The following is a 24,184-nucleotide window of genomic DNA, read 5'->3' on the forward strand; positions in this document are numbered from 1 at the left end:
GGGTGGGTTTCCGCGACATTGGTGCGGAAATCCCGGGGGACGGGGGCGGCGAACGGCGCGTTCGTCGGGAAAAGGGGCGGTGCGGCGGGCCCGGTGGCGGCCCGCGGGCCGCCACCGGCCGGATCAGGGGGCGGCGTGGCCCGGGGTCCAGCGGCCGGCGATGAGGTCCACGCCCCGGTCGGCCAGGCCCTGGCCCAGGGCGTCCAGTTCGTGCAGGGCCTCGCGGAACCGGGCGACCTGGCGGAACATCTCCCCGTGGCGCTGCTGCTCCTGCACCGGCAGGACGGGAAGGCGCATCCGGGCGGGGTCCACGCGCAGGCCGCCGCGCATGCTGCTGCCGGCCCGGGCGGTGGTGCGGCTCTCGGCGGTGCTGGTGACGAACCCGGCCAGGAACCAGGGGTCGACCGCGCCGGGGTTGGTCCGCACCACGTACAGGCCGGGCCCCGGGTAGGCCCCGGCGTCGGTCTCGGCGGCGACCCTGGCCACCGGGCGGGCGGCCACGGCGGGGATGAGCACGTCGCCCTCCTGGACCGGGGGGTTGCGCATGGGGTCGGCGTCGACCTCCTCCCGGCCCGACGCGGGGCGGCCCAGGGCGACATCCTCGCCGGAGATCACCCGGGCCTCGATCCGGGGGCCGCCGGTGCCGCGGCCCTGGTCGCCGCGGCGGGCGGCGGGGCGGCGGATGGTCACCGATCCGGCCCTGGCGAGTTCCGCGAGGGTCACCATCCGGGTGGGTTCGGGGAGCGCCTCCTCCTCGGGTGGCCGGGGGACCAGGGCGCGCAGTGCGCGCAGGGAGGCCTCCACCCGGCGGCGGTCGCGGGCGAACGACTCCAGGTCCACGTCGGCGGCGCGGGGGACGGGCAGGCGCGGGCGGGGGGTGAGGTCGACGTCCTCGTCGAGCAGGTCCAGCACGTCCACCGCGCGGGAGACGCCGGGCTCGGCCGCCGCGGCGGGGTCGTCGAGGAAGCCCTTCCACAGCCGGTCGACGAGGGCGGACACGGAGGCCTCGTCCGCGGGGTCGCCCGGGGCGTGGGGGGAGGTGTCGGCGAGCAGGACCGGGGCGGGGGCCCGGCCGGGCTCGGGGCGGCGCAGCACCCACAGCTGCAGGGGTACGGCGTAGTGGGCGGCCAGGCCCGGGGGCAGGGAGATGACGGCGCGGAACACGCCCGCGCGCAGCATCTCGCGGCGGATGCGGCGCCCGGAGGGGCGGGCGGCGGCGCCGGGGGGCATCACCATCACGACGGCGCCGCCGGGGCGGGCCAGGGACAGGCAGTGCTGGGCCCAGGCCAGGTCCGATTCCAGGCGGGGCGGGACACCGTACACCCACCGCTCGTCCTCGACGAGTTCTTCGGCGCCCCAGTTGCGCTCGCCGAAGGGCGGTGCGCACAGGACGGCGTCTGCGCCGTCCGGCGTAGGCGCGGGGGAGCGCAGGGCGTCGCCGACGTTCAGGGTCAGGCGCCGGTCCAGCAGGCCGGCGAACCCGGCGCGCAGGGCGGTCAGCCGGGCGGAGGGCGCGTCGCGGTCCTGTCCGTGCAGGGGTGAGCGCCCGGCCCGGCCCGCGGCGAGCAGGAGCTCGCCGCGCCCGCAGGCGGGGTCGGCGAGGGCGCCGTCGCCGACCGCGGGCCCGGCCAGGCGGACCATGAGGTCGGCCAGGGCGGGGGGCAGGGTGTGGGAGCCGGAGGGGGCGCGCTGGTCCAGGCGCTCCAGCAGGCGTTCGAAGGCCTGGGCCGGGCTGCTTCCGGCGGCAGCGCGCACGGCCGCGTCGGCCAGGGCGGGCAGGTGGGTTCCGGGCGGGGCGTCGGGTCCGGCCAGGTGTTCCAGGCCCGCGGCGGCCAGGGAGGCGGTGAACCCGGTGCGGGCGGCCTCGAACAGCGCCCGCGGGTCGGTGTTCCGGGCGGCGGGCGGCGCGTGGTGGCGGTGCAGGTGCAGCAGCAGGGTGCCGACCCAGGCCAGGGCGGATTCGGCGGGCGCGGTCGAGCGCAGGGAGTCGACCGCCTGCCAGAGCCGCTGGTCGGGGTCGATGGTGGGGGCGCCCCGGTGGGCGGACAGCCAGTGCTCCACCTGGGCGAGGTCGAAGCGGGGGCTGCGGTCGGTGCCGCCGACGGGCCGCGGGAAGTCGTCGTGGCGCCGTCGCCAGTTGCTGACGGCGGTGGGCTTCACCCCGGCGATCCTGGCGATGTCGGCCGAGGTCACCTCCACGTCACCGGTGTCCATGAACCGTCCCATCCACGCTGGCGAACGAACAGGTGACGAGTGTACACATGTGCGTGCGGACGCCGGTCGGGGTGTGGCCGGAAGAGTGGTTGATCAGATTCACATACGGAGGTCGGCGTGTGGGGACGTGGTCCCGATTCGGACGAACGCCCCGCACGGCGGCCCCGCGCGGTCTAGCTTCTTTTCCATGGCCGATGACACGATCGGGGCGTCCTACCCCGCGACGGTTCCCGACGCGCTGGCGGAGACCCTGGAGAGACTCGATCTGCGCGAGGGGCTGCTCCGGGAGTTGCAGTGCTACCCGGAGGAGGCCGGGGCGATTCTGGTGGAGACCGCCGAGCACCTGTTGCACGAGGGCGAGCGCGACCGGGGGCTGCGGCTGCTGGAGGCGCTGCGTGACCACCCGCCGACCCCCGAGGACTCCCAGTACGCCCTCATCGAGATCGCCCGCGACCTGCGTGAGCAGGGGCGGGGCGCGGAGTCGGAGCGGATGGTGGAGGGCCTGCTGCGGGCCGGGGGCCTGCATCCGGGGCCGGCCGGGCTGCTGGCCGACCTGTTCGAGGGCGACGGGGACCCGGTGCGGGCGCTGCACTGCTACAACGTGGCGGCCCGGGAGCTGCTGGAGCGCCCCGGCGGTTCCCTGGCCGGTGCGTGTGTGTTCGACCTGGGCCCGCTGGTGGGGCGGGCCCGGCTGCGCGGCGAGGCGGGCCTGGAGCCGGACCTCCACGACCTGGCGGCGCTGGAGGCGGCCCGGCGGTTCTGGAGCGAGCGCCAGGGTGAGGGGTGGCCGCCCCAGGGGGGCGGTGCCTGACCGCCGTGCCCGGGGTCGGGCGCCCCGGGGCGGCGGGGCACCCGAGCGGTGGCCGGATCGGGCCCCGGGGGATCCGCCGGAGCCCGCCCGCGCCGCCCGCCCGTGGCCTACGATGCTGTCCTCCGGGTGCGCGCGGGTGCTCGGAGGTTCTCTTTGGAGGGTCCGTGGCCGTCGCACCGGGTTCGGGTGAGGGACTCGTCCGCATCGTCCCCGGGTCGCCGCCGGACGCCGCGCTGCCGCGGGAGGGCGGCCGGGGCCGCCTCGCGGTGCGCGACGGAGTCGAGGGCGTCCTGCACTGCGCCCTGGTGATGGAGGACGTCCGGCTCACCGCCTCCGAGCGCGTCGGCCTGGGCTGGCTGCTGCGCGAGCACCAGGAGTTCGCGGCCGCCGCCTTCGTGCCGGGGGACGGTCCCGGGTTCGCCGAGCTGTGCGCCGGGCTGCGGGAGGGCGGCCCCGGCTGCGGTGTGGTCCTGGGGTCGCCGGGCGAGGGCCGCACCGGTACCGCCGTGGCGGCTCTGGCCCGGGCCGGGCTGCTGGTGCGGCCGCTGATGGTGGACGTGGAGGAGGACGACCCCTTCCAGGGGGTCTGGCCCGACGAGGGGCGCGGCTACCTCGTGGACGTGTCCGGGGCGGGTCCGCTGACCGATGCCTTCCTGGGGGCGCTGGGCGGTTTCGCCGCGGCGGCCGCCCATGCCGGGGCGGCGCTGGTGGCGGTGGCCGAGCCCGGCCAGTGGGATGTGGCGCCGATCCCGGGCGCGGTGCACCTGCGGGCCCGGCCGCCCGAGCGCCGCGAGGTGCTGGCGGCGCACCTGGGGTGCCTGCTGGGCGACCGCCGCCGGGCCGCGCGCTGGGCGCGCGAGCTGGACGGGTGCGGGCTGCTGCGCGGGGCGACCCCGGCGGAGGCCGCCGCGCTGGCCCGTACCGCGCACGGCGTGCTCGCCGGCCGCGAGGGCGGGGCGGGAGGGTACGAGCTGACCGCTCTGATCCGGGAGCGCCACCGGGGCGGCGGGGACGTCGCCGACTGGTTCGCCGGCGCCACCGGGTCCCAGGGGGTGTGGAACCGGGTGGTGGTCGCGGCGCTGGCCGTCCTGGAGGGCGAGCCGGTGGAGGCGGCACTGGCGGGCGCCCGCGCCCTGGCCGGGGAGCTGGGGGTGCGGGCCCGCGAGACCGACGGCATCGCCGGGGCCGGCATCGGACCGACCCTGGAGCGGGTGGGGGCGCGGCGCACCGCCGCGGGGGACGTGCTCTTCGAGCGGGAGGACCGCGCAGACCGGGTGCTGGAGCACCTGTGGTCCGAGCATCCGGGCGTGCGCGGCGGCCTGGCGGGCTGGGCGGCGGCGGAGGCGGTGCGCCGGGGCGGGGAGACCGCGCACCGGATCGGCGCCCGGCTGTTCTCCCTGTTCGACCGGTGTGCCGACCCGGGTGCCCTGGTGGACCTGTTCGACGCCTGGGTGGGGGAGCCCGACCTGGCGGACGCGGTGGTGGCGCTGTCCTCGGCGGCGCTGGTGCACCCCCGGTTCGCGCGGGCGCTGCGCGAGCGCCTGTACGCGGAGGCCCGCGATCCGGCCTCGGTGGTGACGGCGCGGGTGGTGGCGCGGGTGTGCGCCGAGTACGGCAAGGCCGATCCGGTGGGCGCGCTGACCCGGTTGAAGTGGCTGCTGGAGGTGGACGAGGACGCCGAGAAGGCGCTGTGGGAGCTGGCCCGGTACGAGGGCCTGCACCCGGCGCTGGTGCGGGCGGCGCTGGAGTGGATCGGCGGGGCGCTGCCCTGGAACACCGGAGCGACGTCTGCGGTGCGGGCCGACGCGGGGGTGCGGCTGCTGGAGGGCCTGCTGGCGGCGGAGGCCGACGGGGTCCCGGTGCTGCTCGCCCGGTACCTGCGCGAACCGGGCGAGGAGGGGGAGCGGCTGCTGGGCTCGGCGTGGTACGCGCTGCTGGAGTTCGGGGCGCACGAGCGGGTGCGCGCGGCCCTGCGGCCGTGGCTGCGGGCCGCGCTGGCCGACGGCGCCGGGTTCGACGAGGTGGTGTACGCCCTGGGGTGCGCGGTGGCCGGGCTGGCCGGGGCCGAACCGGACGCGGTGGCCCGCCGGTCTGAGCGCCTGGACCGGGCGCTGGCCGAGGCGTGCGACCGGGAGGGGTTGGAGGAGTCGGAGGGCTCGCGGCTGCGGGAGGCCCTGGGGCTGGCCCCGGCCCGGGACCGCACCGCCTGAGGCGCCCCGACCGAACGCGGGGAGGGCGCGGCGGCAGGGGCGCCCCGGGGCCGCGGCGGGTCTGCACCCCGTCCGGGAGCGGGCCCGGCCGCGCACCCGCCGGCGCGAGGCCGGCTCGGCTCCCCGTCCGGGAGCGGAGGTCACGTCCGCCGGTGCGGTGCGGCCTTCGCACGGCCGTGTCCTCGCGGGTTCTCGCGATGGCCGGCCGGAGCCCGCGATGCGTATCGGCCGGGAGGGGCGCGAGGGCCGCGCCGCCCGGTGGACCCCTGCGGAGCGGCCCCGTCGCGGGGGCGGCGTGCGCGGTGGCCGGAAGGCGGAGCGGTGCCCGGGCCCGGGGTCAGTCCGGGAGCGGGGTCCCGGCCGTGGCGGGCGGTGCGGGCTCGGCCCACGGCGGCGGCGCCTCCGCGGCGACCTCGCGCATCCGCCGGTAGGCGGCGTCGTCGGAGGGGCGCGGAGCCCCGTCCTCGGCCAGCAGGTGGGTCAGCGGCGGGGCCGTCCCGCCGTCGTCCAGCACCACCGTCTTCTGCCGGGCCCCGTCGCGCAGGGTCAGCCGGACCTCGGTGATGCTGTCCGCGCCGCGCAGGTGGAACAGCCCCGCCAGGTCCACCCGGCGGGCCAGGATCTGCTCGGTCAGGGGCGCGGGCAGGTGGCGCTGGCCCGGGGGAGGGGTCAGGACGTGCCGGAAGGTCCCCATCGGCCGGGGGTCCTCCAGGTTGAACAGGTCGGCGCCGCGGGTGACCTCCACGACCTCCACCTTCACGGCGTGGGCGCCCTCCAGGAACCGGCGGTAGGCGGCCGAGTCCGACAGCGGCGCGCAGCGCAGCGACAGCCGCCCGCCCAGCCGGGCGTCCGCCCAGCGCTTGATGTGGTCCAGCAGGATCGTCCCCGCGCCCCGGCCCTGGTGGCGCTCGGTCATCGCCAGGGCGTGCGCTCCGCCCCGGGGCACCACCAGCAGGGCGCGCAGGTGGGTGGTGGCCGCCTCCTGCGCCCCGTAGTGGTAAGGGTCCCGGTCCTCGTCGACGCTGCGGATGGTGCCCGGGGTGCCGAACCTGCCGTAGTCCAGCCGGACCTCGATCTCGCGGTCGCCGGTTCGGCGGTGGGCGCCCACGGACAGGTGGGAGCGGCGCTCGGGGTCGGTCACCGGGTGCTCCTCCAGTGCCCCCACCGCGTCGTGGAGGAGGTCGAGCAGGTCGGTCCCCTCCTCGTCGAGGCGGTCCACCGGGGGGTGGTCGTCCGGGCGGCCGGGCGGGGCCGCCCACAGCCGGTAGGCGGCGAAACCGTGTGTGGCCACGCGTGTCCGTTCGGGTCGTCGGTCCTGGTCGGGTGCGCCGCCCCGGGCGGACGGCACGGGACACCAGGGTAGTGGGGCGGAGGCCGCGGCGCGCGGTGCGCGGGGCGGGTCCCGGTCGCCCGGCGCGGCGGTGCGCGGGGCACCGCGGCTCCGGGGCGGTCGGAGTGCCGCGGCCCGGGACCGGGCACAACACCGAGCATGGGCGAACTGGTGCTGGTCAGGCACGGGCAGACCGAGTGGAGCAGGGGGAGGCGCCACACCGGCCGGACGGACGTGCCGCTGACGGAGGAGGGGGAGCGGCAGGCCGCGGCGCTGCGCCCGCTGCTCGCCGGGCGCACGGTCGGCGCGGTGGTCACCAGCCCGCTGCGGCGGGCGGTGCGCACGGCCGAGCTCGCGGGGCTGGCCGCCACGCGGACCGACCCCGACCTCCGGGAGTGGGACTACGGCGGCTACGAGGGGGTGACCACCGTGCAGATCCGGCGGGAGCGGCCCGGCTGGGACCTGTGGCGCGACGGGGTGGTCCCGGGGGACGCGGCGCATCCGGGGGAGCGGGTGGAGGACGTGGCCGCCCGGGTCGACCGGGTGCTGGAGCCGCTGGCCGCGCAGGTGGGCGATCCGGGGTCCGCGGACACGGTGCTGGTGGCGCACGGCCACGTCCTGCGGGTGCTCACCGCACGGTGGCTGGGGCTGGACGGCGGGGCCGGCGCGCTGTTCTCCCTGGGGACAGGGGCGGTGTGCACGCTGGGCCGGGAACACGACCGGCCGGTGGTGTCCTCCTGGAACCTGGTGCCGTGACGGCCCGGGGCCGGGGATCGGGGCGTGCGGGAACGGGTGGGCCCGAGGACCGGAGCGGGGGAGGGACGGATCTCCCACCGACGGTCAGGACCGGACGGACGAGGCACCCGATACGGCCGTCGGCCGGGTGCCGCTTCCCCGGTGAAGGGGCGGTCCTGTCAGGGGTGAGCAGGGGAAACTCGGGGCTCGACGGACCGGAATCGACGCCCGCCCTCGGGGCGGGATCGCTCGTTTGTTCTGACGTGAGGTCTGCGCCACCGGTTCCTCAGGGGCCACATGAGGCCACTATGGAACCTTTTCGCCTCCTCGACCCGCGCGAGACGGGGACGGCCGGGTCCTCACATGAACAGGGGACATGACAAAGGACCCGACCGTCGATGCCCCTTCTCCAGATGAGAGGGGCCGTGGGCGCCGACGGTTCCCGCGGGAGCCGTCGGGCGATCGACGGGAGGCGGGGGCGGTACGCGGTCACCGCGTGTGCGCCTGTGGTGGCGGGGCCTTCCGTGAACGGGGGGAGCACGGTGGACCCCGCCACCTCGGCCCGCCCTCCGAGCGGGGGCTGCCGGAGGGCGGGACCGACGGCGGCGACGGCACCGGAGGTGCGGGGTGCCGCCGCTAGGGGAGTGGTCTAGGCGGCGTCCTCGCGAGAGAGCGCCGCACCCGGTCTGAGGCCGAAGGGGACACCGAAGCCGGTGAGCACGCCCCGGCGTCCCAGGCGCTCGAAGATCTCCTGGGTGACGTCGTGGTCGGGGGCCGAGCGGGGCGGCCACCCGAAGTGCTCGGCCACCGTCGACCAGCTCGGCCCGTGGCCGTGGTCGGAGCGGTACCCGTCCACCCAGCGGCCGACCTCGGCGGCCCGGTCGCCGAGCAGCGCGTCGGCGCGCTCGCCCACCGGTGCCTGTAGCGGTGTCGTCGCGGGGGAGGTCCGGGGCGGGGTCGGCGGCGGCGGGGCCACGGGCGCCAGCCAGGCGGTGGTCTCGCCCAGCTCCGCCTCGATGACCGCGCCGTCGTCGCGCACCGGGGTGATCCACTCGATGCGCTCCAGCCAGGCGAGCAGTTCGGTGAGCTCGTCGGGCCCCGACAGCGCGCATGCCACGGTGACCTCCACCCGGGGGACCCGGATGCGGCCGCCGGGTTCGGCGCGCGAGGCCAGGTAGGCGCCCGTGAGCCGGAGCCGGTTGGGCTTCTTGCGCATCTTCTTGTGCGCCATCGCCCGGCCCACCCAGCCGGAGGCGCGCGAGCGCACCCCCTGGCCGATGTCCCAGGGGTTGTCCTCGATGTCGGGCAGGTCGCACAGGGCCGGGTCGGAGGGGTGGGACTCGATCACCCGCTCGGGGGTGGTGACCAGCCAGCCGGAGGAGATGAGGTCGCCGAGCGCGGCGTGCGGGTCCTCCAGGCGCAGGATCCGCATGTCCTGGCCGAGCAGGTACACCTTGCCGCGGATGGCGCCGCGCAGCGCGCAGACCAGGGCCAGGTAGCGGGCGTCGGGGTCCGAGCCCACCTGCTTGGAGGCGACGTAGGCCCACACCTCGCGCAGGAACTCCATCTTGTGCAGGGTGAGGGGCAGGTCCCGGTTGGGGTGCGGGGTGGGCGGCGGCGGGCCCTCCCGGCGTTCGGGCGGCTTGGGCGGCCACCCGGGCGGATTGAACACGCCGTTTTCGTGGCAGCGGACGCATTCCATCGCCGCGGCCAGGTCCGGATCGGGCCTGTGGAACCGCGGCTGTCGGATCTGACCGGGAGGCGGCGCCTCCCCGGTCGGGCTGTGCTGCGTCATGGCATGGAGACTAGCGGTATTCGTGGTGCCGGGGGCTGGTGTCGACGGGAATCCGGGGAGTCACCCGTATTCCGAATAACCGTTCCGGTAGGCCGGTGTATCCGGTATAGGCGCCTCGGCGGCGCCGGGCGGCCCGGTGGCGCGCGGGTGCGGTTCACGGGGGTGCGTCCTCCCCCCGCGGGCACCACGCCCGGTAGGGGCAGGTGCGGCAGGCCGGCCCGGGGACGGGCGCGTGCTCCAGGTCCCGGTGCCAGGGTGCGGCCAGGTCGCGCACGGTGCGCTCGGCCGCGGCCAGGACCGAGGGCGAGGCGGGGTCCAGGACGTGGACCCGGGCGCCGCCGGGGGTGAGGACCTCCACCTCCACCGCGGGCTCGGGCCCGGCGGCGATCACCCCGGAGGAGAAGAGGAGGACGCCCAGGGCGGCCCGCGGCTCCTGGGCGAACAGCGCGGCCGGAGCCGTCCCGGGCGGGCCGTCCTCCGGGATGAGGACGCTGCGGTGGACCCAGGAGCCGCGCCGGTGGTGCAGGACGTCGGCGCGGTGCACCAGCAGCACGTCGGCGTCGGTGTCGTCGGCGGTGAGGGCCGAGCCGGAGCGCACGTGGTCGCCCGCCGGAAGGTCGCGCAGCGGGCACACGGGCAGGTGCGCGGCGAGCAGGGCGGCGGCCCGCCGGGCCCGCTCGCCGAAGAGCCGCCGCCCGCCGCAGGCCCACCGTGCGGGGTCGGGCGGCAGGTCCGCGGGCTCGCAGGCACGCCGGGGCGGCCGTCCGTGCGCGCGCTCCAGCCAGGCCCGCACCGCTCCGGCCACCACCCCGTCCCCGGCGCGGAGGGGGTCGGCGGTGCGCGGGGGAGGCGACGGTGCTGGCGCTGGCGCTGGCGCTGGCCCGGTCCCCGGCCCGCCGGGTGCGGCGGTCGACGTGCGGGGGCCGCGTGTCCCGGCGCCGGTCGCCCTTGTGCCGGTGCCCAGGGGGGACGTTCGTTCCGGTCCTGCCGCTTGTACACGGGGTTCGGACACCGCTGTGCCGGGGCCGGTGCCCGGGTGGGGCATCGGTGCGGGCCGGTCGCCGTGTCCGCGGGACGCGGTCGTTGTGCCGGGGGCGGATGACCGGGCGCCGGTCGTGTTCGTGCCGGTGCCCGTGTGCGGGTTTCGCCCTGGACCCGCCGCGTGCGGGCGGGGCGCGGTGATCTCGGGGCCGGTGGTCCTCGCTGCGTCCGTCGGGGGCGGGGTGGGTTCCGCCCCCGTCGTGTGTGCGTGGCGGGCGGCGGCCGTTGCGCCGAGACCGGATGCCGTCGTGTCGGCCGCCTGCGGGGCGGCGGGCGGCTGTGGGCTCCGCTCCCACGCGGCCGTGCGCGCGTACGGCGCGTGGGTCGTCCTCGCGGCGGTCCCCGGGGGCGGTGCCTGCTCCGGCCCCGCCGTGGGGGCGCGGGGCGTGGCGGTCGATGCGTCGGAACCGGGTGCCCTCGTGCCGGCCGGAGCCGTGCGCGCGTCGGCGGGCGGTGCGTGCCTCGGCCGTGGCGCGGGTTCGCGGGGCGGTGCGGACGTGTGCCGTGGTGCGGGTCCGTCCCGCCCTGCCCGGGCGGCCGGGCCGAGCGGTGCTCCGTCCGTCGCCGGCGCACCGCCGGGCGGCGCCGGTGCGCCGGGGGCGGACACGAAGGTCCCCGCCCCGGCGGGGACGGTGGGTGGACACGGCGCGTGGGGACCGAGGGCGCGGGGCCCGTCCGGGGGCGGTTGCACCGTGTGGCGCACGGGCACGCGGTGGACGGCGGGCAGGCCCAGGGCGCGGAAGTGGGCGCGGGCCGGGCACAGGGCGTGCTCGCGCGCCCCGTCCGGAGACCAGGCGCGCCGTTCCGGGGCCCGCGCCAGCCCCAGCAGGCCGGGGGCGCGCGGCAGTCGCCCACAGCCGCTGCGGATCCCGCAGGTCAGGCAGTCCGGTCCCGGTACGCGGGCTCCGCCGACCAGGGCGGAGCGCAACCCCTCGCGGCCCCGCTCCGCGAACAGCGCCACCGCCTCCTCGGCGGTGCCGTCGAACCGGGTCTGCGCGGCCCCGTCCAGGCAGGACACGCGGACCACCCGCACCCGTTCCGGGGGGCCGTCGCCCCGGAGCATCGGATAGGGGGCGCCGCCGTGGTAGCGGGCCGGGTCGGCGGCGTAGGCCCGGCGGTCCACCGGCGACCCCGTGGCCAGCACATAGGCGGCGACCGCGACCCCGGCGTCGGCCGGGGACCGCCGCAGCCCGCCCGGCACCGGCACCCACAGCTCCCGGGCCGTGTCGCGGGTGTAGCAGCGCCCGGCGGCGCGCACCTCGTACGGGCGGCGGTGGCGGGAGTCGCGTTCGGGCATGTACTGGCGGACCCAGAAGTCGGGCACGGGCGTGCGGCCGGCGACCGCCGCCAGGTGGGCGCCGGCGGCGTGGTGCACCCACCGGCGCACCCCCTCGTGCACCGGCGGTACCCGGTCGCCCAGCACCGTGACCGGCGGCCGGCCCGGCGGCGGCGGGTGGGCGCAGGCCCGCTCCAGCGACCAGCCACGGTGCTCGACCAGGTCCAGGACGGCGTGAAGGACGGCCGCCGGCACCTCGCCCGGCCGGTGCCGTTCGGGGCCGGCGGAGCGGTCCGCGCGCACCCTGCGGTACGCCGGGCACCCGCCGCGCGGCAGGACCGCGGCGTCGCTGAGCAGGCGGACGACGGGGGGACAACCGGTGTCGGTGATCATGCGCGGCACCTTCCGGAGGGCTTTTCGAAAAGGGTGGCACGATCGGCGGGATCGTGCCGAAGGGCTGTGGATAACCTTTTCGGTCCCGCTCTCTATCGAATCTCGGGACGGCCCGGATCGAAAACCCGAAATCCAGGTTCTGTATTTCTGGATGCGCCCTCACCTGCGACGATGCGGCCCGAGAGTGTCGTGCGGGCTCCGCACTTGCGGGAAAGCACTCCGGTGGGAGGCACCCCCCGCTCACACTGGGGCGCATGCTCCAACAGCACATCGTCGAGGGTTTCTGGTTCCACGGCCGTCTGTACGTATGGGCGATGGACACCGCCCTGCCCGCCGTCTCCGGTTCGCGCCGCCGCGTACCGCCCTACCCCTGTGCCCTGCCCCCGTCCGACCTGGGGCGGTGCGTGGGAGGGCTGGGCTCCGACGATCCCCGCGTCGCGGTACTGCACCTGCCCGGCCGGTCCCGGCGCCCGAGCGCCCCGCCCGGACCGGCGGCCCCCGCCTCCGGCGCCCCCTCCGCGCCGGAGCCGCCGCCCCTGCGCCCGTGGACGGTGCCGGTGCGCGAACTCGACCCGGCCGCGGCGCTGCGGCTGCTGGCCGGGGAGCCCGGCGACGGGACCGGGCCGGGCCTGCTCCACCTGGCCGCGCTCGCCCGCGCCGCGCACGGGCACGCCCGGGCCGGGTGCGTGGTCCCCGCCGTCCACCACGAGGACAGGATCGGGGTCCGCTGGCGCCCCGTCCTGGCGCCCGCCGGCCTGGACTGGCTGCGGTCGGCGGCCGCCACCGCCCCTCCCGCGCTGCGCGCCCACCGCGTGCCGGGTCCGGACCCCGCCGGTGAGGGGGCCGCCGTCCTCGCCGACCTGCTGGAATGCCTGTGCTCTCTCACCGACGCGGCGGTCCGGGAGCGGTTGGCGGACCGGTTCCCCGACACGGACGCCGACCTCCCCGCCGCCGCCTCCGCCACCCGGGAGTGGTTCGTCCGCGCCCAGCGCGCCGCCGCGGGACGGGGGCCGGCGGCCGTCCGCCGGGTCCCGGGGCCGCAGGGCGGCAGAGCGTCCCTGGTGGAGCCGGACGGCCGGCGATGACCTGGGGGTGCGCGCGGACGGTGGCGTCGTGGGGGCCGGTCGAGCCCGCCTCCGTCGGGTGGCTGGACGTGCGCCCCGGGCTGGCGGCGGCCCGGGTGAGCCGTGACCGGCGCCACCACTGGGTGACCGTGCGCAGACCACCGCTGCCCCGGCCGGTGCGGGACCTGGTCGTCGCCGAGGTGTCCGCCGACCCGGCCCTGTGCGAGCAGGTGCTGCTGGGCCGTGCGCCCGCCGCCCTGGCCGCCGTGTTCCGCAGCCGCCGCGCCGAACTGTTCCCCTCCGGACCCGCCGGGTTCGACCTGTCCTGCTCGTGCCCGGAGCCGGAGTGCGCGCACGGCATGCAGGTGGTGGCGGCGATGGCCCGTGCCTTCGACGCCGACCCCTACCTGCTGCTGGCCTGGCGGGGGCTGGAGCGGTGGGAGCTGCTGCTGCCGCTGTCCCGCGGGGCACCGCAGGTCCGGGTCGGGCCTGCGGCGGCGTCATCGTTCTGGGAACGGCCGGACCCGCTCCCGCCGTGCCCGGTCTGGACGGGGGACCCCGGGGGCCACCGGCCGCCGGGCGCGGGCACCGACCCCTGGGCGGCCGCCCAGGCGTACCTGTGCTCCCCGGGGACGGACGCGCTGCGTGACGGCCGGGGTTCGCTGGAGGGCGCGGATGGCCCGTCCGACGTGGCGGAACGCGTGAGCGGAACGGGGGATGAAACTACGTAAAAAGTAACTCACGGTGACGTTTTAGACGTCTTGGGAGGCGCGGCGGACCCGGACGACGCCCCCTCCCATCATGTTGAATGTCGACCATGATCGTGCGTCGAGTACTTCCCGATGAGATGAGCGCCGTCAGCGAGCTGCGGGTGATCGCCTATACGGCCGACGGACTGTTGGAGGCCGACCCGGCCTACGTCGAGGCGCTGCGGCTGCTGGGCGCCGACGGCCACGGCGAGGTCCTGGTCGCCGAGGACGGTGACCGGCTGCTGGGGACGATCATGTTCGAGCCCTGGTCCGAGCGCAGCGAGATCGCCCGGGGGGCGGACGAGGCGGAGGTGCGGGCGTTCGCCGTTGCCCCCCACGGCCGGGGCCGGGGCGTGGGCCGCGCGCTGGTCAACGCGCTGGTGGAACTGGCCCGGGAGGAGGGCGTCTCCCGGCTGCTGCTGTCCACCCAGGAGCAGATGCTCTCGGCCCAGTACGTCTACCGGGCCCGGGGGTTCGTCCGGGTGCCCGAGCGCGACCGGTCCCCGCTGCCCGGCGTCACGCTGGAGACGTACGAGCTGGTGCTCAAGGAGTGAGCGCGCCGGGGCCGCTCCCGTGCGACCGGGCGCGGCCCCCGGAACCGGGTCAGTCGGCCCGCTCCCGGCGGGCCGCCCGCGCCAGGTCCAGCCCCAGCTCCCCGTCGGTCAGCCGGTCCAGGACGCCGTCCGCGGCCGGGTGGCCGCAGGAGCGCACCGACCGCACGAAGCGGGCCGCGTGCGGGACGAGCCGGTCCCGGTCCCCGGCGGGCAGCGGGATCCCCGCCTCCATCAACAGGGCGTAGTCGTCCAGCAGCGCCCACGCGGTGACCGGCGAGGTCGGCGGCTCCTGGGGTCCCGACCGCAGCCGCCGCACCCACCCGCCGAGCACGGGGTGGTGCAGGTGGGCGCGCAGGAGGGCCTCCGGGTCCGCGCCCCGCGCGACCAGCAGCGCGAAGACCCGCCTGCGGCGGTGCCACGCGCCGGGCTCGGCGCAGGCCTCCAGCAGGTCTCCCGCGACGGTGTCGATGTCCCGGCCGCGGGCCCACCGCTCCAACAGGCCGTCGGTGTCCACCGGGCGGCCCTCCTCCAGCAGGGCCAGCACCTCGCCGACGGACATGTCGGCGACGGCGCCGGTGACCCGCACGTCGGCTCCCGCGCCTTGGAGCCGGCGCACCATGAAGTGGTCGCCCAGCCGCGAGATGCGGAACCTCCCGCGGCCGCTGTGCACCGCGTTCAGGTCGGACAGCAGCTTCAGGGCCGCGCCCACCGCGTCGGGACCGGGCCCGCCCCGGCCGGAGCAGGAGGCCGCGACCTCCCCGGGGGTGCGCTCGCGGCCCGACAGGAAGAGGTCGGTGAGCACCAGCAGCGCGGTGGTGCCGTGCCCGGCGGCCATCGCGGGCAGCGCGTCGGCCCAGGCGTCGGAGACCGCACCCGGCACCCCGGACGACCAGGCGCGGGCGGCGTCCCCGGTGAGCACGCGGGTGTAGGTGGTGCGCAGCAGGCGGCCCGCGCGGGCCACGCAGAACAGGTGGGCGATGTCGGCCGGGGAGGTCTCCAGGTGCGCGGCGGCCGCCAGCACGTCCTCGGCGCACAGCGCGTCGCGGCCCTCGGGGTCGGGGCGCAGCACCCTGCCCCGGTCGATCCACACGGTCAGGCGCGCGGCGTCGGCCAGCGTGCGGCAGCGGCGCGCGGCCTCGTCGAGGTCGGCGGGTTCGGCCGGCGCGACCGGGCGCGGCCCCTCCCGCTCGAACCGCTCCGCCAGCAGCGGGGCGGCGACCGGGACCTCGGCGGGGCGGGCCCCCGGCCCCGGGGCCAGGTCGGCCTCCTCCACGGCGGCCCGCAGCCGCCGGGGGCTCTCGTCCGAGAGCAGCCCGCCCCGGTCGACGAGGTGGTCGCACCAGGCCAGCCAGGTCGACCGCAGGAGCTCGCCGTCCCCGCCGGGCCGGTCCGCGCCGTGCAGGCCGTCCGGGGTGCGGGGCCGCGCGCGCACCTCGCGGGCCACCTCCCGCACGTCGTCGACGGTCCAGTCGCCGGGATCGGGCGCGCCGAGTTCCCGGTGGACGGTGAGCAGCAGGGCCAGTGCCGCGGGATCCGGGGCGGGTCCGGTGCCGGCGTCCCCGGACCACTCCAGGCAGGACCGCACCGCGGAGGCGATGCCCTGGGTCGTCGACGCCTCACCGAAGGTGGTGGTACTCACGGGCTCAGATTAGCCGTGCGCGGGCCGCGCGGGGCCGGGAACGCCGAAATCGCACCGGTTCCCGCGGACCTGCCCCGCACCGGCCGACCGGTGCACGGGCGTCGGGGCCGGGGGTGCGGACCGGGACGGGCCCCTCCCGCCACGCGAACAAAAGCAGGGATGGGCCGCCGACGGCACCATCCTCATCGAAAACGGGAGAAGCCGGTGACGTGCGAAGGCCCTTTCGGGAAAAGAGGAAAGTGAACGTTCTCTTTTCGTGTTCCCCGCCCGTGCGGAGCGGCCCCGACCCCGGCCGACCGGCTCTAGGATGCTGTGATCGGAAGTCCCCGCGCACCGCGCGGGGAGCACGTCCGTTCCCGACGGCACGGCAACCCGCGAGAGATCACCCGAGCGGCCGCTCACCGGTCGGTCGGTGCGGAGGATGAGGGGTTCATGGAGGAGCGACCGCCGACCACCGGCATCGGCCTGGTGGAGGTTTCCGGGCTGTCCCTGCGCGATCTGGGGACGGCGGAGGGCACGGTGCTCGCCCGGGTCCTGGGCGAGGTCCTCGCCGGGGGCCCCGAGGGCGGCGAGGGCGTCGCCGCCTTCGCCAACGATCCCGACTACGCAGGGCTGTCGTAGCCGCCGCGCAGGGCGCCTTCGCGGCCGTTCACAGCAGGGGCGGATCGAGGTCGGACGTCATGCGCTCACCCGCCGTCGCCGCCCTGGTGAGGACGTGGACCGGCCCCAGCACCCGGGCGTAGGAGGCCGCGGTGCTCTCCGCCAGGTCCCGGGCCCGGTCCTCCTCGCCCGCGGCGGCCAGGTCCGATGCCAGGTTCGCGGTGGCCGCCAGTGTCATGGGGTGTTCGTCGCCGACGAGCGCCCGCAGCCGCCGCACCGTGTCCCGGCCCGATTCCACGGCCGCGGCGGTCTCCCCCATCGCCGCCAGGTCGCCGGCCAGGTTGTTGGCCACCGCGAGGGAGAAGTGGTGGTCGCGCCCCAGGAGGGCGTCCAGGTGCTCCAGGGTCGCGGTGTTCAGCAGGTGGGCCCGGCCCGGGTCTCCGCGCAGCCGGTGGATGAGGGCCGTGTCGGCCGCGCACACCTGGTGGTACGGGTGGTCGGAGCCGTAGACCCGGGCGTACCGTTCCGAGGTGTCCAGGGCGACGGACAGCGCCCGGTCCAGTTCGCCTTCCACCCGCATGAGGTTCACCAGGCACAGGGCGGCGGCCAGGGTCTCGGGGTGGTCGACGTCGTACAGGCGCAGGTAGCGGGTGTGCGCGTCCCGGGCCAGGGTGCGCGCCCGGTCCGGGTTCCCCGACAGCCGGTGGGCGACGGACAGGTCCAGCTGGATGCGCAGGGTGCGCGGGTGCTCTCGGCCCAGCTGCCCCCGGCCGTAGGCGAGCGCCTCCTCGCCCAGGTCGCACGCCTCGGCATAGTTCCCGCTCAGGCGCACCGACTGCGCCAGGCTGTTCCAGAACGCCGCCAGGTTGGGCGAGCCGGCGGCCGGGGCCTGGCGCTTGTAGAGCATGTAGGCCTCCTCGTGGCGCTTGCGCGCGCCCTCGAAGTCGCTCGACAGCGCGTGGTCGATGCCCAGGTTGTGCAGGGCGCGCAACGTGGCGCTGTGGTCGGCGCCCAGGGCCCGCACGTGCGCGCGGTGGGTCTGCGTGTCGTGCCGCAGGGCCTCGCGGAACCTGCCCTGGGAGCGCAGGTCGGCGCCGATCCCCGAGAGCAGCGACAGCGTGTCGGGGTGCTCGGGGCCCAGCACCTCCCTGAGGCGGGGCAGCATGGCGATGTTCGACCGGTAGGCCTCCTCGTAGCGGCCCAGGTCCCGCAGCCTGTTGCCGTAGCTCTGCCTCGCCTTGAGCAGGTAGGGGTCGTCCTCGCCGAAAGCCGTCGTCCAGCGGGAGATGAGGTCGCGCGCGTGCCTCTCCGCGGTGGCGTAGTTGCCCGACAGGTACAGGAAGGACAGGACGTGCAGGGAGAGCCTGCGCGCCTCGGGCAGTTCGCTCAGCGGGACGCCCGCGGGCTCCAGGTGGGGCAGGAGGTCCAGGTAGCGGGCCTGGGCCTGCGGGCTCAGCAGGTCGTCGGGCGCCGCCGCGGCGAGCAGGGCGCACACCTCGGTGCGCACGGCCCGCGACCGCTCCTCGTCCAGCTGCCAGCGGATGAGTTTCTGGACGAGTGAGTGGACCTGGACGGTGCGGTTGGCGTTGTCGATCTTGACCAGGGCGTAGCGCCCCAGCTGTCCGAAGGCCCTGCTCAGCCCGATCGGGTCGTTCAGCAGGGCGGCGGTCTCCGGGCGCACGTGCGGGCTCCGCGTGGCGAAGAAGACGTCGCGGGGGATGGGTTCGGGACCGAAGACGGAGCAGGTCCGCAGCAGGTCGACGGCGGCGGGGGTGTGGGCGCCCAGCTCGGTCAGCGAGATCTGCAGCGAGGCGCTCAAGGACGTGTGGTAGCCGGGAGGATGTCCCTGGCTCAGCAGGTCTCCCGGTCTTCGCTCCAGGAGCCGCAGGTACTCCCGGGAGGACATCCCGGTCTCGGTGAGCAGGGCGCCCGCCTGCTCCAGGGCCAGGGGCAGGTGCCCGAGCGCTCCGGCCAGGTCGGCCGCCGACGCCTCGTCCAGCCCCTGGGGCACGCGCCTGCGCAGGAATTCCACGCTCTCCCGCGGGAGGAAGACGTCGACCGGGACACTGGAGGTCCGTCCCGCCCAGCGGTGGTTGCGGGAGGTGATGAGGACGTGGCCGGTGCCCTCGGGGATGAGTTCGTAGAGGTCCTCGGGTTCGTCGGCGCCGTCGAACACGAGCAGCCAGCGCCGGTGGGGGTCGCCCCTGCGGAGGGCGTCGAGGACCCCGCCGGCGGCGTCCTCGATGCCGGTGACGCCCGGACCGGGCAGCCCGAGGTGCGGGGCGAGGTGGGCCATGCTCGAACGCACCAGGCCCGGCTGCCCGGCGGATATCCACCAGACCAGGTCGTACTCCTGCTTGGACCGGTGGACGTGCTCCACGGCGGTGAGCGTCTTGCCGACCCCGTAGTGCCCGTGCAGGACCACGGTCGCCGGGCCGCGCCGCAGTTCGCGGCGGAGGCCGTCCAGGGGCTCCGCGCGGCCGATGAAGTTCATGGAACGCGGGGGCACCCGTCCCCAGACCGCGGGGATCCGTTCTCCGGGAGCCCCCTCGCCGCGGTGCGCGCGTTCCCTTTGCGGATTCACTCGAACCACTCGGGCAACGGCGTCATCATTTTCCGTTATGTCGCCCCCCGCGGTGCAGCGATCGTGAATTTCCTTGTGAAGATCAGGGTAAATGACGGTCACAGCGACCGGAAGTGCGGTTTCCGATGAGGGGCGCTACCGTTTTCCCGGTCGACGGAGCGGTGGAGGTGAAAGACGATGATCGAACTGCGGGAGACACGTGAGGCCGCCATGGTGGACGTCGGCGGGATGTCCCTCGAAGACCTCGCGGAGGTCCACCCGTCCGTGGTCGTCCGTGTCCTGCGCGGCGTTCTGGAGCCGGCGTGCAGAGACCTCGAAGCGGTGTCGGGTTTCGCCAACGATGGCGAGCGGCCCGAAACCGACCTGCCTCCGGAAAAGCCCGGAACTCCCGGACGCGAGGGAGGGGGCCCCTCCACCGCGGACCGGGGGTGACCCCTCCCGCCGTTCGGTGCCGGCGGCGGGGCGGTGCGTGCCGGGCCGTCCGAGATCAATGTTCGAAACGACTCCCCTATGGAATGCGGGGGAAGAGGGGAATCACCTCGGCCCCCTTTTCTCCGTGCCTTCCCCCCAGGAGGACACCGCGTGACCGACGACTCCGCCACGACGGCCCGCCCCCGGCAGCAGGAATGGCCCGCCGGGCTGGACGTGCGGGACCTGCTCGCCCAGGGGTGGCGGCCCACGCCGTTCCTCCAGTTCATCCTCAAGGTCCACAGCCGCTGCAACCTCGCCTGCGACTACTGCTACATGTACGAGATGGCCGACCAGGGGTGGCGCCGCCAGCCGCGGAGGATGGCCCGGCCCGTCGTCGACCGCGTCGCCGAGCGGATCGCGGAGCACGCCCGGGCCCACGGCCGCTCGCGGGTGGACGTCATCCTGCACGGCGGGGAACCCCTGCTGGCCGGAGTGGACCACCTCCGCTACGTCGCCGATGCCCTGCACAAGACCTGCGATCCGGACGTGCACGTGGCCCTGCGCCTACAGACCAACGGCGTCCTCATCGACGACGCCTTCCTCGACCTGTTCGAGGAGCGGGGTATCCGCGTCGGCGTCAGCGTCGACGGCGCGCGGGAGGACCACGACCGGCACCGCCGCCGTGCCAACGGGAGGGGCACCCACGACGAGGTCAGGGCCGGGCTGGAGCGCCTCACCCGCCGCCACCGCCACCTGCTCTCCGGGCTGCTCGCCGCCGTGGACCTGGAGTCCGACCCCGTCACCACCTACGAGGCGCTGCTGGAGTTCGACCCGCCCGGTATCGACCTCCTGCTGCCCCACGGCACCTGGGACGCGCCGCCGCCGGGGCTGACCGGGGAGGGCACCCCCTACGGGGACTGGCTGGTCGCCGTCTTCGACCGCTGGTACGGGGCTCCCGTGCGGGAGACCGACATCCGCATGTTCACCGAGATCATCCGCCTCGTCCTGGGCGCCCACTCGCGCACGGAGACCATCGGCCTGTCCCCGGCCGCCATGGTGGTGGTCGAGACCGACGGGTCGGTCGAGCAGGTGGACACCCTCAAGGCCGTGGCCGAGGGGGCCGCCGCCACCCCCTTCCACACCCTCACCCACCCCTTCACCGAAGCCCTGTACGCGCCGGGCATCGTCGCCAGGCAGATCGGCCTGCGCGCGCTCGGTGAGACCTGCACGGCCTGTCCGCTGGTGCGGGTGTGCGGAGGGGGCCTGTACACGCACCGCTACCGGAGCGGCACCGGTTTTCGCAATCCGTCCGTGTACTGCGCGGACCTGGCACGGCTCATCACCCATGTCCACCGCACCGTGGCCGCCGACGTGGCCCGGATGAAGGAAGAAAACTGAATGCCCGCCACCCGCTCCGCCGTTCCCGACGAGGTGTTCGACGCCTTGGCCGCCGGAGGGGGCGGCCGGCCGGCCGCCGCCCACCTGCGCGCCGCCCAGTACGGCAAGCACCTGCTGCTGGTGCGGCGGGTGCTGGACGCGGCCCGGGAGGAGGGCCACCCGGACGCGGACCACGCCGGGCAGGCCTGGCGGGCCCTGGTCGCCGCGCAGGAGGCCGACCCCGGGGCGGTGGCCGCCACCCTGGGCCACCCCACGGTCGGGGTGTGGGCCCGGCGCACCGTGCTGGCCCTGGACGGGCGCCGGAGCGAGGAGCCCCGTGTCTCGGTCCTGGCGTCCGTGGCGGCCGCGGCCGCGCTGCGCGCGGGGACCGCGCTGCGGATCGAGGTGCCCCTGGACGGACCCACCGCCCCGCTGCTCTCCCTGGGGCGGGCGGCGGTCGGCGGCAAGGGCGGGGCGGTCGCCGAGGTGGCCGCGGGACGGGCGGTCCTGGGGACCCCGGACGGCGAGGTGGCGGTGCCCGAGGACCCGCACGAGGACGGACCGGGCTGGCATGCCCTGCGCCGTATGGAGGCCGAGCACGCGGGGCACCGCCTGGCCCTGCTCCTGGACGACCAGGAACCCGACCGCATGCCGGGGGCGGACATCGTGCCCGGGCGCCTGGGCGCCCGGGAGGCGGAGCACTGGCGCTCCTGCCTGCGGCGGGCCTGGGAGATCCTGGTCGAGGACCACTGGACGATCGCCCAGGAGACGGCCGAGTCGGTCTTCACCCTCACCCCCACCCGGGCCCGGGACGGGGCGCACACCAGCGCGACCGCCCGGCATGCCTACGGCAACCTGGGGCTGTCCACACCGCCCGACCCGGTGGCGCTCGCGCTCACCCTCGCCCACGAGGTCCAGCACGCCAAACTGACCGCGCTGTGGGACCTGGTCCCGCTCACCCTGCCCGACGGCGGCAGCCGCTACTACGCGCCCTGGCGCCCGGACCCGCGTCCCGCGGCGGGACTGTTCCAGGGGGTGTACGCCCACCTGGGGGTGGCCGGGTTCTGGCGCCGCCACCGGGACACGGTGACCGGGGCGGAGCAGGAGCGCGCCCACGCGCGGTTCGCCCACTGGCGGCGCTCCACCCTGGACGCCGCCCGGGTACTGGCCGGATCGGGGCGCCTCACCCCGGCGGGGGAGCGGTTCCTGGCCGTCACCACCCGCACCCTGGAGGCGTGGCAGGACGAGCCGGTCCCCGCGGCGGCGGCGCGGGCCGCGGACCGTTCGGCCCGGGAGCACCTGGCCCGCTGGCTGGAGCGCAACGGTGGTTCCGCGGGCGCCGCGGGCGCCGCGGGCGCGGTCCGGGGCGGCCCGCGCGGCTGAGGCCGCCCCGGACCGGTGTCAGAGCTGGCGCGGGTCGAAGTCGAAGTTCATCCGCTGCCCTGCCAGGAAGGCCTGGGTGAACTGGTGCTCGCGGCCGTGGACACGGGTGTAGAGCGGCTTCACCTGGTCGAAGAGCCGCTCGGCCTCCTCGGCCTCGTCCACGGCCCGCAGGTCCAGGATGAGGTTGGCCGAGCAGGTCAGCACCATGGGGTGTTCGTCGCCGAGGAGGGAGCGAAGGCGTCGCAGGCTGCCCCGGCCCAGCCGGGCGGCGTTCTTCGTGTCGTTCAGCGCGGCCAGGTCGCTGGCCAGGTTGATGGTGATGCCCAGCGCGTAGTGGTGGTCGCGGCCCAGCTTCTCCTCCAGGCCGGTCAACGAGACCTCGTTGAGCTGCCGGGCCCGGGTCGGGTCGCCCAGCATCCGGTACAGCAGGGCCACGTTGCTGGTGCAGCCGTGGTTGTAGGGGTGGTCGGAGCCGTAGATCTGGTCGTAGCGCAGGTCGGTGTCCTCCGCCAGTTGCAGCGCTTCGGCCAGTTCGCCGGTCATCCGCCAGGTGTTGGCCAGGCACATGGCGGCGGCGAGCGTCTCGGGGTGGTCCATGCCGTACTCGCGCAGGTGCCGGGAGTGGGCGTCCCGGGCCAGTTCCAGGGCCTCCTCCAGGTCGCCGTTCATCCGCAGGGAGGTGGCGAGGTCGACCTGCGTCCGCAGGGTCCGGGGGTGGTCGGCGCCCAACTGCTCGCGGCCGTAGGCCAGGGCGTCGTCGCCCAGGTCGCAGGCCTCGGTGTAGTCGCCCACCAGGCGCACCGCCAGGGCCAGGCCGTGCAGGTACATGAGCAGGTGCTGGGGGGCCTGGGCGGTCCCGTGCCGCTTGTGCAGCATGTAGATCTGCTCGTGCAGGTCGCGGGCGGCGGTGAAGTCGCTGGTCAGGGTGAGGTCGATGGCCAGGTTGTACATGGCCCGCAGCGTCGCCGGGTCGGTCGGGCCCAGCGCCTCCCGGTGCAGCCGCAGGGTCTCCTCGTCGTGGGTGAGGGCCCCGCGGAAGTCGCCCCGGGCCCGGAGGTCGGCGCCGATGCCCGAGCGGGCGGCCAGGGTCAGCTCGTCGTCGGGCCCCAGGACGCGTTCGGTCTGCTCCAGGAGGGTCTTGTCCAGGTCGTACGTCTCCTGGTAGCGGCCCTGTTCGCGGAGGCGGTTGGCGTACTTGAGCTGTGCTTCCAGCACGTGCCGGTCGTCGGGCCCCGAGGCCTCGGTCCACAGTTCGACGAACTCTCGGGCGTACCGCTCGGCCATGGCGTAGTTGCCGGAGGTGTACAGGAAGGACAGGATCTTGAGGGCGAACCCCCGGGGCCGGGGACCGGCGCTCTCGGCGATGCCGGAGGGGCGCACGTGGGGCAGGAGTTCGAGGTAGCGCCCCTGGGAGGCGGGGTCGTTCGCCGTTGGAGGGGCCGCCGCCGACAGGAGCTCCCACACCTCTTCGCGGACCGTCCGCTGCTCCCCGGTGCTCAGCTCCGCCCGGATCAGCGTCTGGATCAGCCGGTGCACCTGGATGGTCCGGCTGGAGCTGTCCAGCCGGATGAGCGCGTACCGGGCCAGCTGTCCGATGGCCTTGCTCAGCCGGATGGGGTTGGAGAGCAGCTCCAGGACCTCCGGGCGGACGGAGCCCTCGACGGTGGGGAAGAAGACGTCCCGGGGGATCGGTTCGGGGCCGAAGAAGGCGCAGCAGCGCAGCAGGTCCATGGCCTCGGGCAGGTCCTCCCGCAGCTTGGTCACGGACAGCTGCCAGGCCGCGGTCATGGGAGCCGGGTACTCGCTCGGCTTGCCCTCCCGCAGCAGGGACGCGGGCTGCTCGGCCAGCAGCGCCAGGTACTCGCGGTTGGACATGCCGGTCTCGGAGCGCAGGGCCCCCGCCTGCTCCAGGGCCAGGGGAAGGTGGCCCAGGGCCTCGGCCAGTTCCTCCGCCTCCGCCCGGCTGATGCCCCGCGGGATGCGCTTCTTGAGGAACTCGACGCTCTCGGTGTCGGGGA

The 24,184-nt window shown here is 76.3% G+C and carries 17 protein-coding genes; 10 read left to right on the plus strand and 7 right to left on the minus strand.

Annotated elements, in window-relative coordinates; translation table 11 throughout:
* Nucleotides 1-123: 123 nt before the first annotated feature.
* Entirely contained in the window at nt 124-2,214 is a 2,091-nt protein-coding gene (locus BUE45_RS25245; protein ID WP_073382590.1) for an N-6 DNA methylase, read from the minus strand.
* Between the two features lie 187 nt (nt 2,215-2,401).
* Between BUE45_RS25245 and BUE45_RS32710 the strand changes: the two genes are divergently transcribed.
* Both BUE45_RS32710 and BUE45_RS25255 read left to right on the plus strand, forming a co-directional pair.
* Nucleotides 2,402-3,025 (plus strand): tetratricopeptide repeat protein, encoded by a 624-nt coding sequence (locus BUE45_RS32710; protein WP_073382592.1) that lies wholly within the window; start codon nt 2,402-2,404, stop codon nt 3,023-3,025.
* A gap of 164 nt (nt 3,026-3,189) precedes the next feature.
* On the plus strand, nt 3,190-5,235 hold the full coding sequence (locus BUE45_RS25255; RefSeq protein ID WP_073382596.1) for a hypothetical protein: 2,046 nt from the start codon (nt 3,190-3,192) through the stop codon (nt 5,233-5,235).
* A 337-nt stretch (nt 5,236-5,572) separates the two neighbouring features.
* Here BUE45_RS25255 and BUE45_RS25260 read toward each other — a convergent pair whose 3' ends face one another.
* Entirely contained in the window at nt 5,573-6,526 is a 954-nt protein-coding gene (locus BUE45_RS25260; RefSeq protein ID WP_073382597.1) for a GNAT family N-acetyltransferase, read from the minus strand.
* Nucleotides 6,527-6,724: 198 nt separating this feature from the next.
* On the opposite strand from BUE45_RS25260, the gene BUE45_RS25265 reads away from it, so the two are divergent.
* Nucleotides 6,725-7,321, plus strand: a complete 597-nt coding sequence (locus BUE45_RS25265) for a histidine phosphatase family protein (protein ID WP_073382600.1) — start codon at nt 6,725-6,727, stop codon at nt 7,319-7,321.
* 628 nt (nt 7,322-7,949) lie between these two features.
* Here BUE45_RS25265 and BUE45_RS25270 read toward each other — a convergent pair.
* Complete coding sequence (locus BUE45_RS25270) at nt 7,950-9,095, minus strand: hypothetical protein (protein WP_073382602.1); 1,146 nt, start codon at nt 9,093-9,095, stop codon at nt 7,950-7,952.
* Nucleotides 9,096-9,249: 154 nt separating this feature from the next.
* A complete protein-coding gene (locus BUE45_RS32035; RefSeq protein ID WP_073382605.1) occupies nt 9,250-11,805 on the minus strand; it encodes a PD-(D/E)XK nuclease family protein in 2,556 nt (851 codons plus the stop codon).
* A 254-nt stretch (nt 11,806-12,059) separates the two neighbouring features.
* On the opposite strand from BUE45_RS32035, the gene BUE45_RS25280 reads away from it, so the two are divergent.
* From BUE45_RS25280 to BUE45_RS25290, 3 genes are all read left to right on the plus strand, one after another.
* A complete protein-coding gene (locus BUE45_RS25280; protein WP_073382607.1) occupies nt 12,060-12,890 on the plus strand; it encodes a hypothetical protein in 831 nt (276 codons plus the stop codon).
* Nucleotides 12,887-13,600, plus strand: a complete 714-nt coding sequence (locus tag BUE45_RS25285) for a hypothetical protein (RefSeq protein ID WP_073382610.1) — start codon at nt 12,887-12,889, stop codon at nt 13,598-13,600. Before BUE45_RS25280 ends, BUE45_RS25285 begins: the two co-directional genes overlap by 4 nt.
* 116 nt (nt 13,601-13,716) lie before the next feature.
* Nucleotides 13,717-14,172 (plus strand): GNAT family N-acetyltransferase, encoded by a 456-nt coding sequence (locus BUE45_RS25290; protein WP_073382613.1) that lies wholly within the window; start codon nt 13,717-13,719, stop codon nt 14,170-14,172.
* 49 nt (nt 14,173-14,221) lie between these two features.
* Here the strand turns inward: BUE45_RS25290 and BUE45_RS25295 are convergent, their stop codons facing one another.
* On the minus strand, nt 14,222-15,811 hold the full coding sequence (locus BUE45_RS25295) for a hypothetical protein (RefSeq protein ID WP_073382615.1): 1,590 nt from the start codon (nt 15,809-15,811) through the stop codon (nt 14,222-14,224).
* 432 nt (nt 15,812-16,243) lie between these two features.
* Between BUE45_RS25295 and fxsA the strand changes: the two genes are divergently transcribed.
* On the plus strand, nt 16,244-16,432 hold the full coding sequence (fxsA, locus tag BUE45_RS25300; RefSeq protein WP_073382618.1) for an FxSxx-COOH cyclophane-containing RiPP peptide: 189 nt from the start codon (nt 16,244-16,246) through the stop codon (nt 16,430-16,432).
* A gap of 28 nt (nt 16,433-16,460) precedes the next feature.
* Here fxsA and fxsT (BUE45_RS25305) read toward each other — a convergent pair whose 3' ends face one another.
* A complete protein-coding gene (fxsT, locus tag BUE45_RS25305; protein WP_342746048.1) occupies nt 16,461-19,004 on the minus strand; it encodes an FxSxx-COOH system tetratricopeptide repeat protein in 2,544 nt (847 codons plus the stop codon).
* A 168-nt stretch (nt 19,005-19,172) separates the two neighbouring features.
* Here fxsT (BUE45_RS25305) and BUE45_RS25310 point away from each other — a divergent pair, with 168 nt between their 5' ends.
* The 3 genes from BUE45_RS25310 to BUE45_RS25320 all read left to right on the plus strand — a co-directional run bounded on the left by BUE45_RS25310 (nt 19,173) and on the right by BUE45_RS25320 (nt 22,166).
* Nucleotides 19,173-19,427 carry a hypothetical protein gene (locus BUE45_RS25310; protein ID WP_073382624.1) on the plus strand — a complete coding sequence of 85 codons (255 nt, stop codon included), beginning with the start codon at nt 19,173-19,175 and terminating at the stop codon, nt 19,425-19,427.
* 150 nt (nt 19,428-19,577) lie between these two features.
* A complete protein-coding gene (locus tag BUE45_RS25315; RefSeq protein ID WP_245833465.1) occupies nt 19,578-20,804 on the plus strand; it encodes an FxsB family cyclophane-forming radical SAM/SPASM peptide maturase in 1,227 nt (408 codons plus the stop codon).
* A complete protein-coding gene (locus BUE45_RS25320) occupies nt 20,805-22,166 on the plus strand; it encodes an HEXXH motif domain-containing protein (protein ID WP_073382626.1) in 1,362 nt (453 codons plus the stop codon).
* 18 nt (nt 22,167-22,184) lie between these two features.
* Here the strand turns inward: BUE45_RS25320 and fxsT (BUE45_RS25325) are convergent.
* Nucleotides 22,185-24,184 (minus strand): FxSxx-COOH system tetratricopeptide repeat protein (gene fxsT / locus BUE45_RS25325; protein ID WP_073382629.1); only part of this gene is annotated, 2,000 nt, incomplete at its 5' end.

The sequence above is a fragment of the Nocardiopsis flavescens genome (genome assembly GCF_900141985.1).
GTDB lineage: Bacteria > Actinomycetota > Actinomycetes > Streptosporangiales > Streptosporangiaceae > Nocardiopsis > Nocardiopsis flavescens.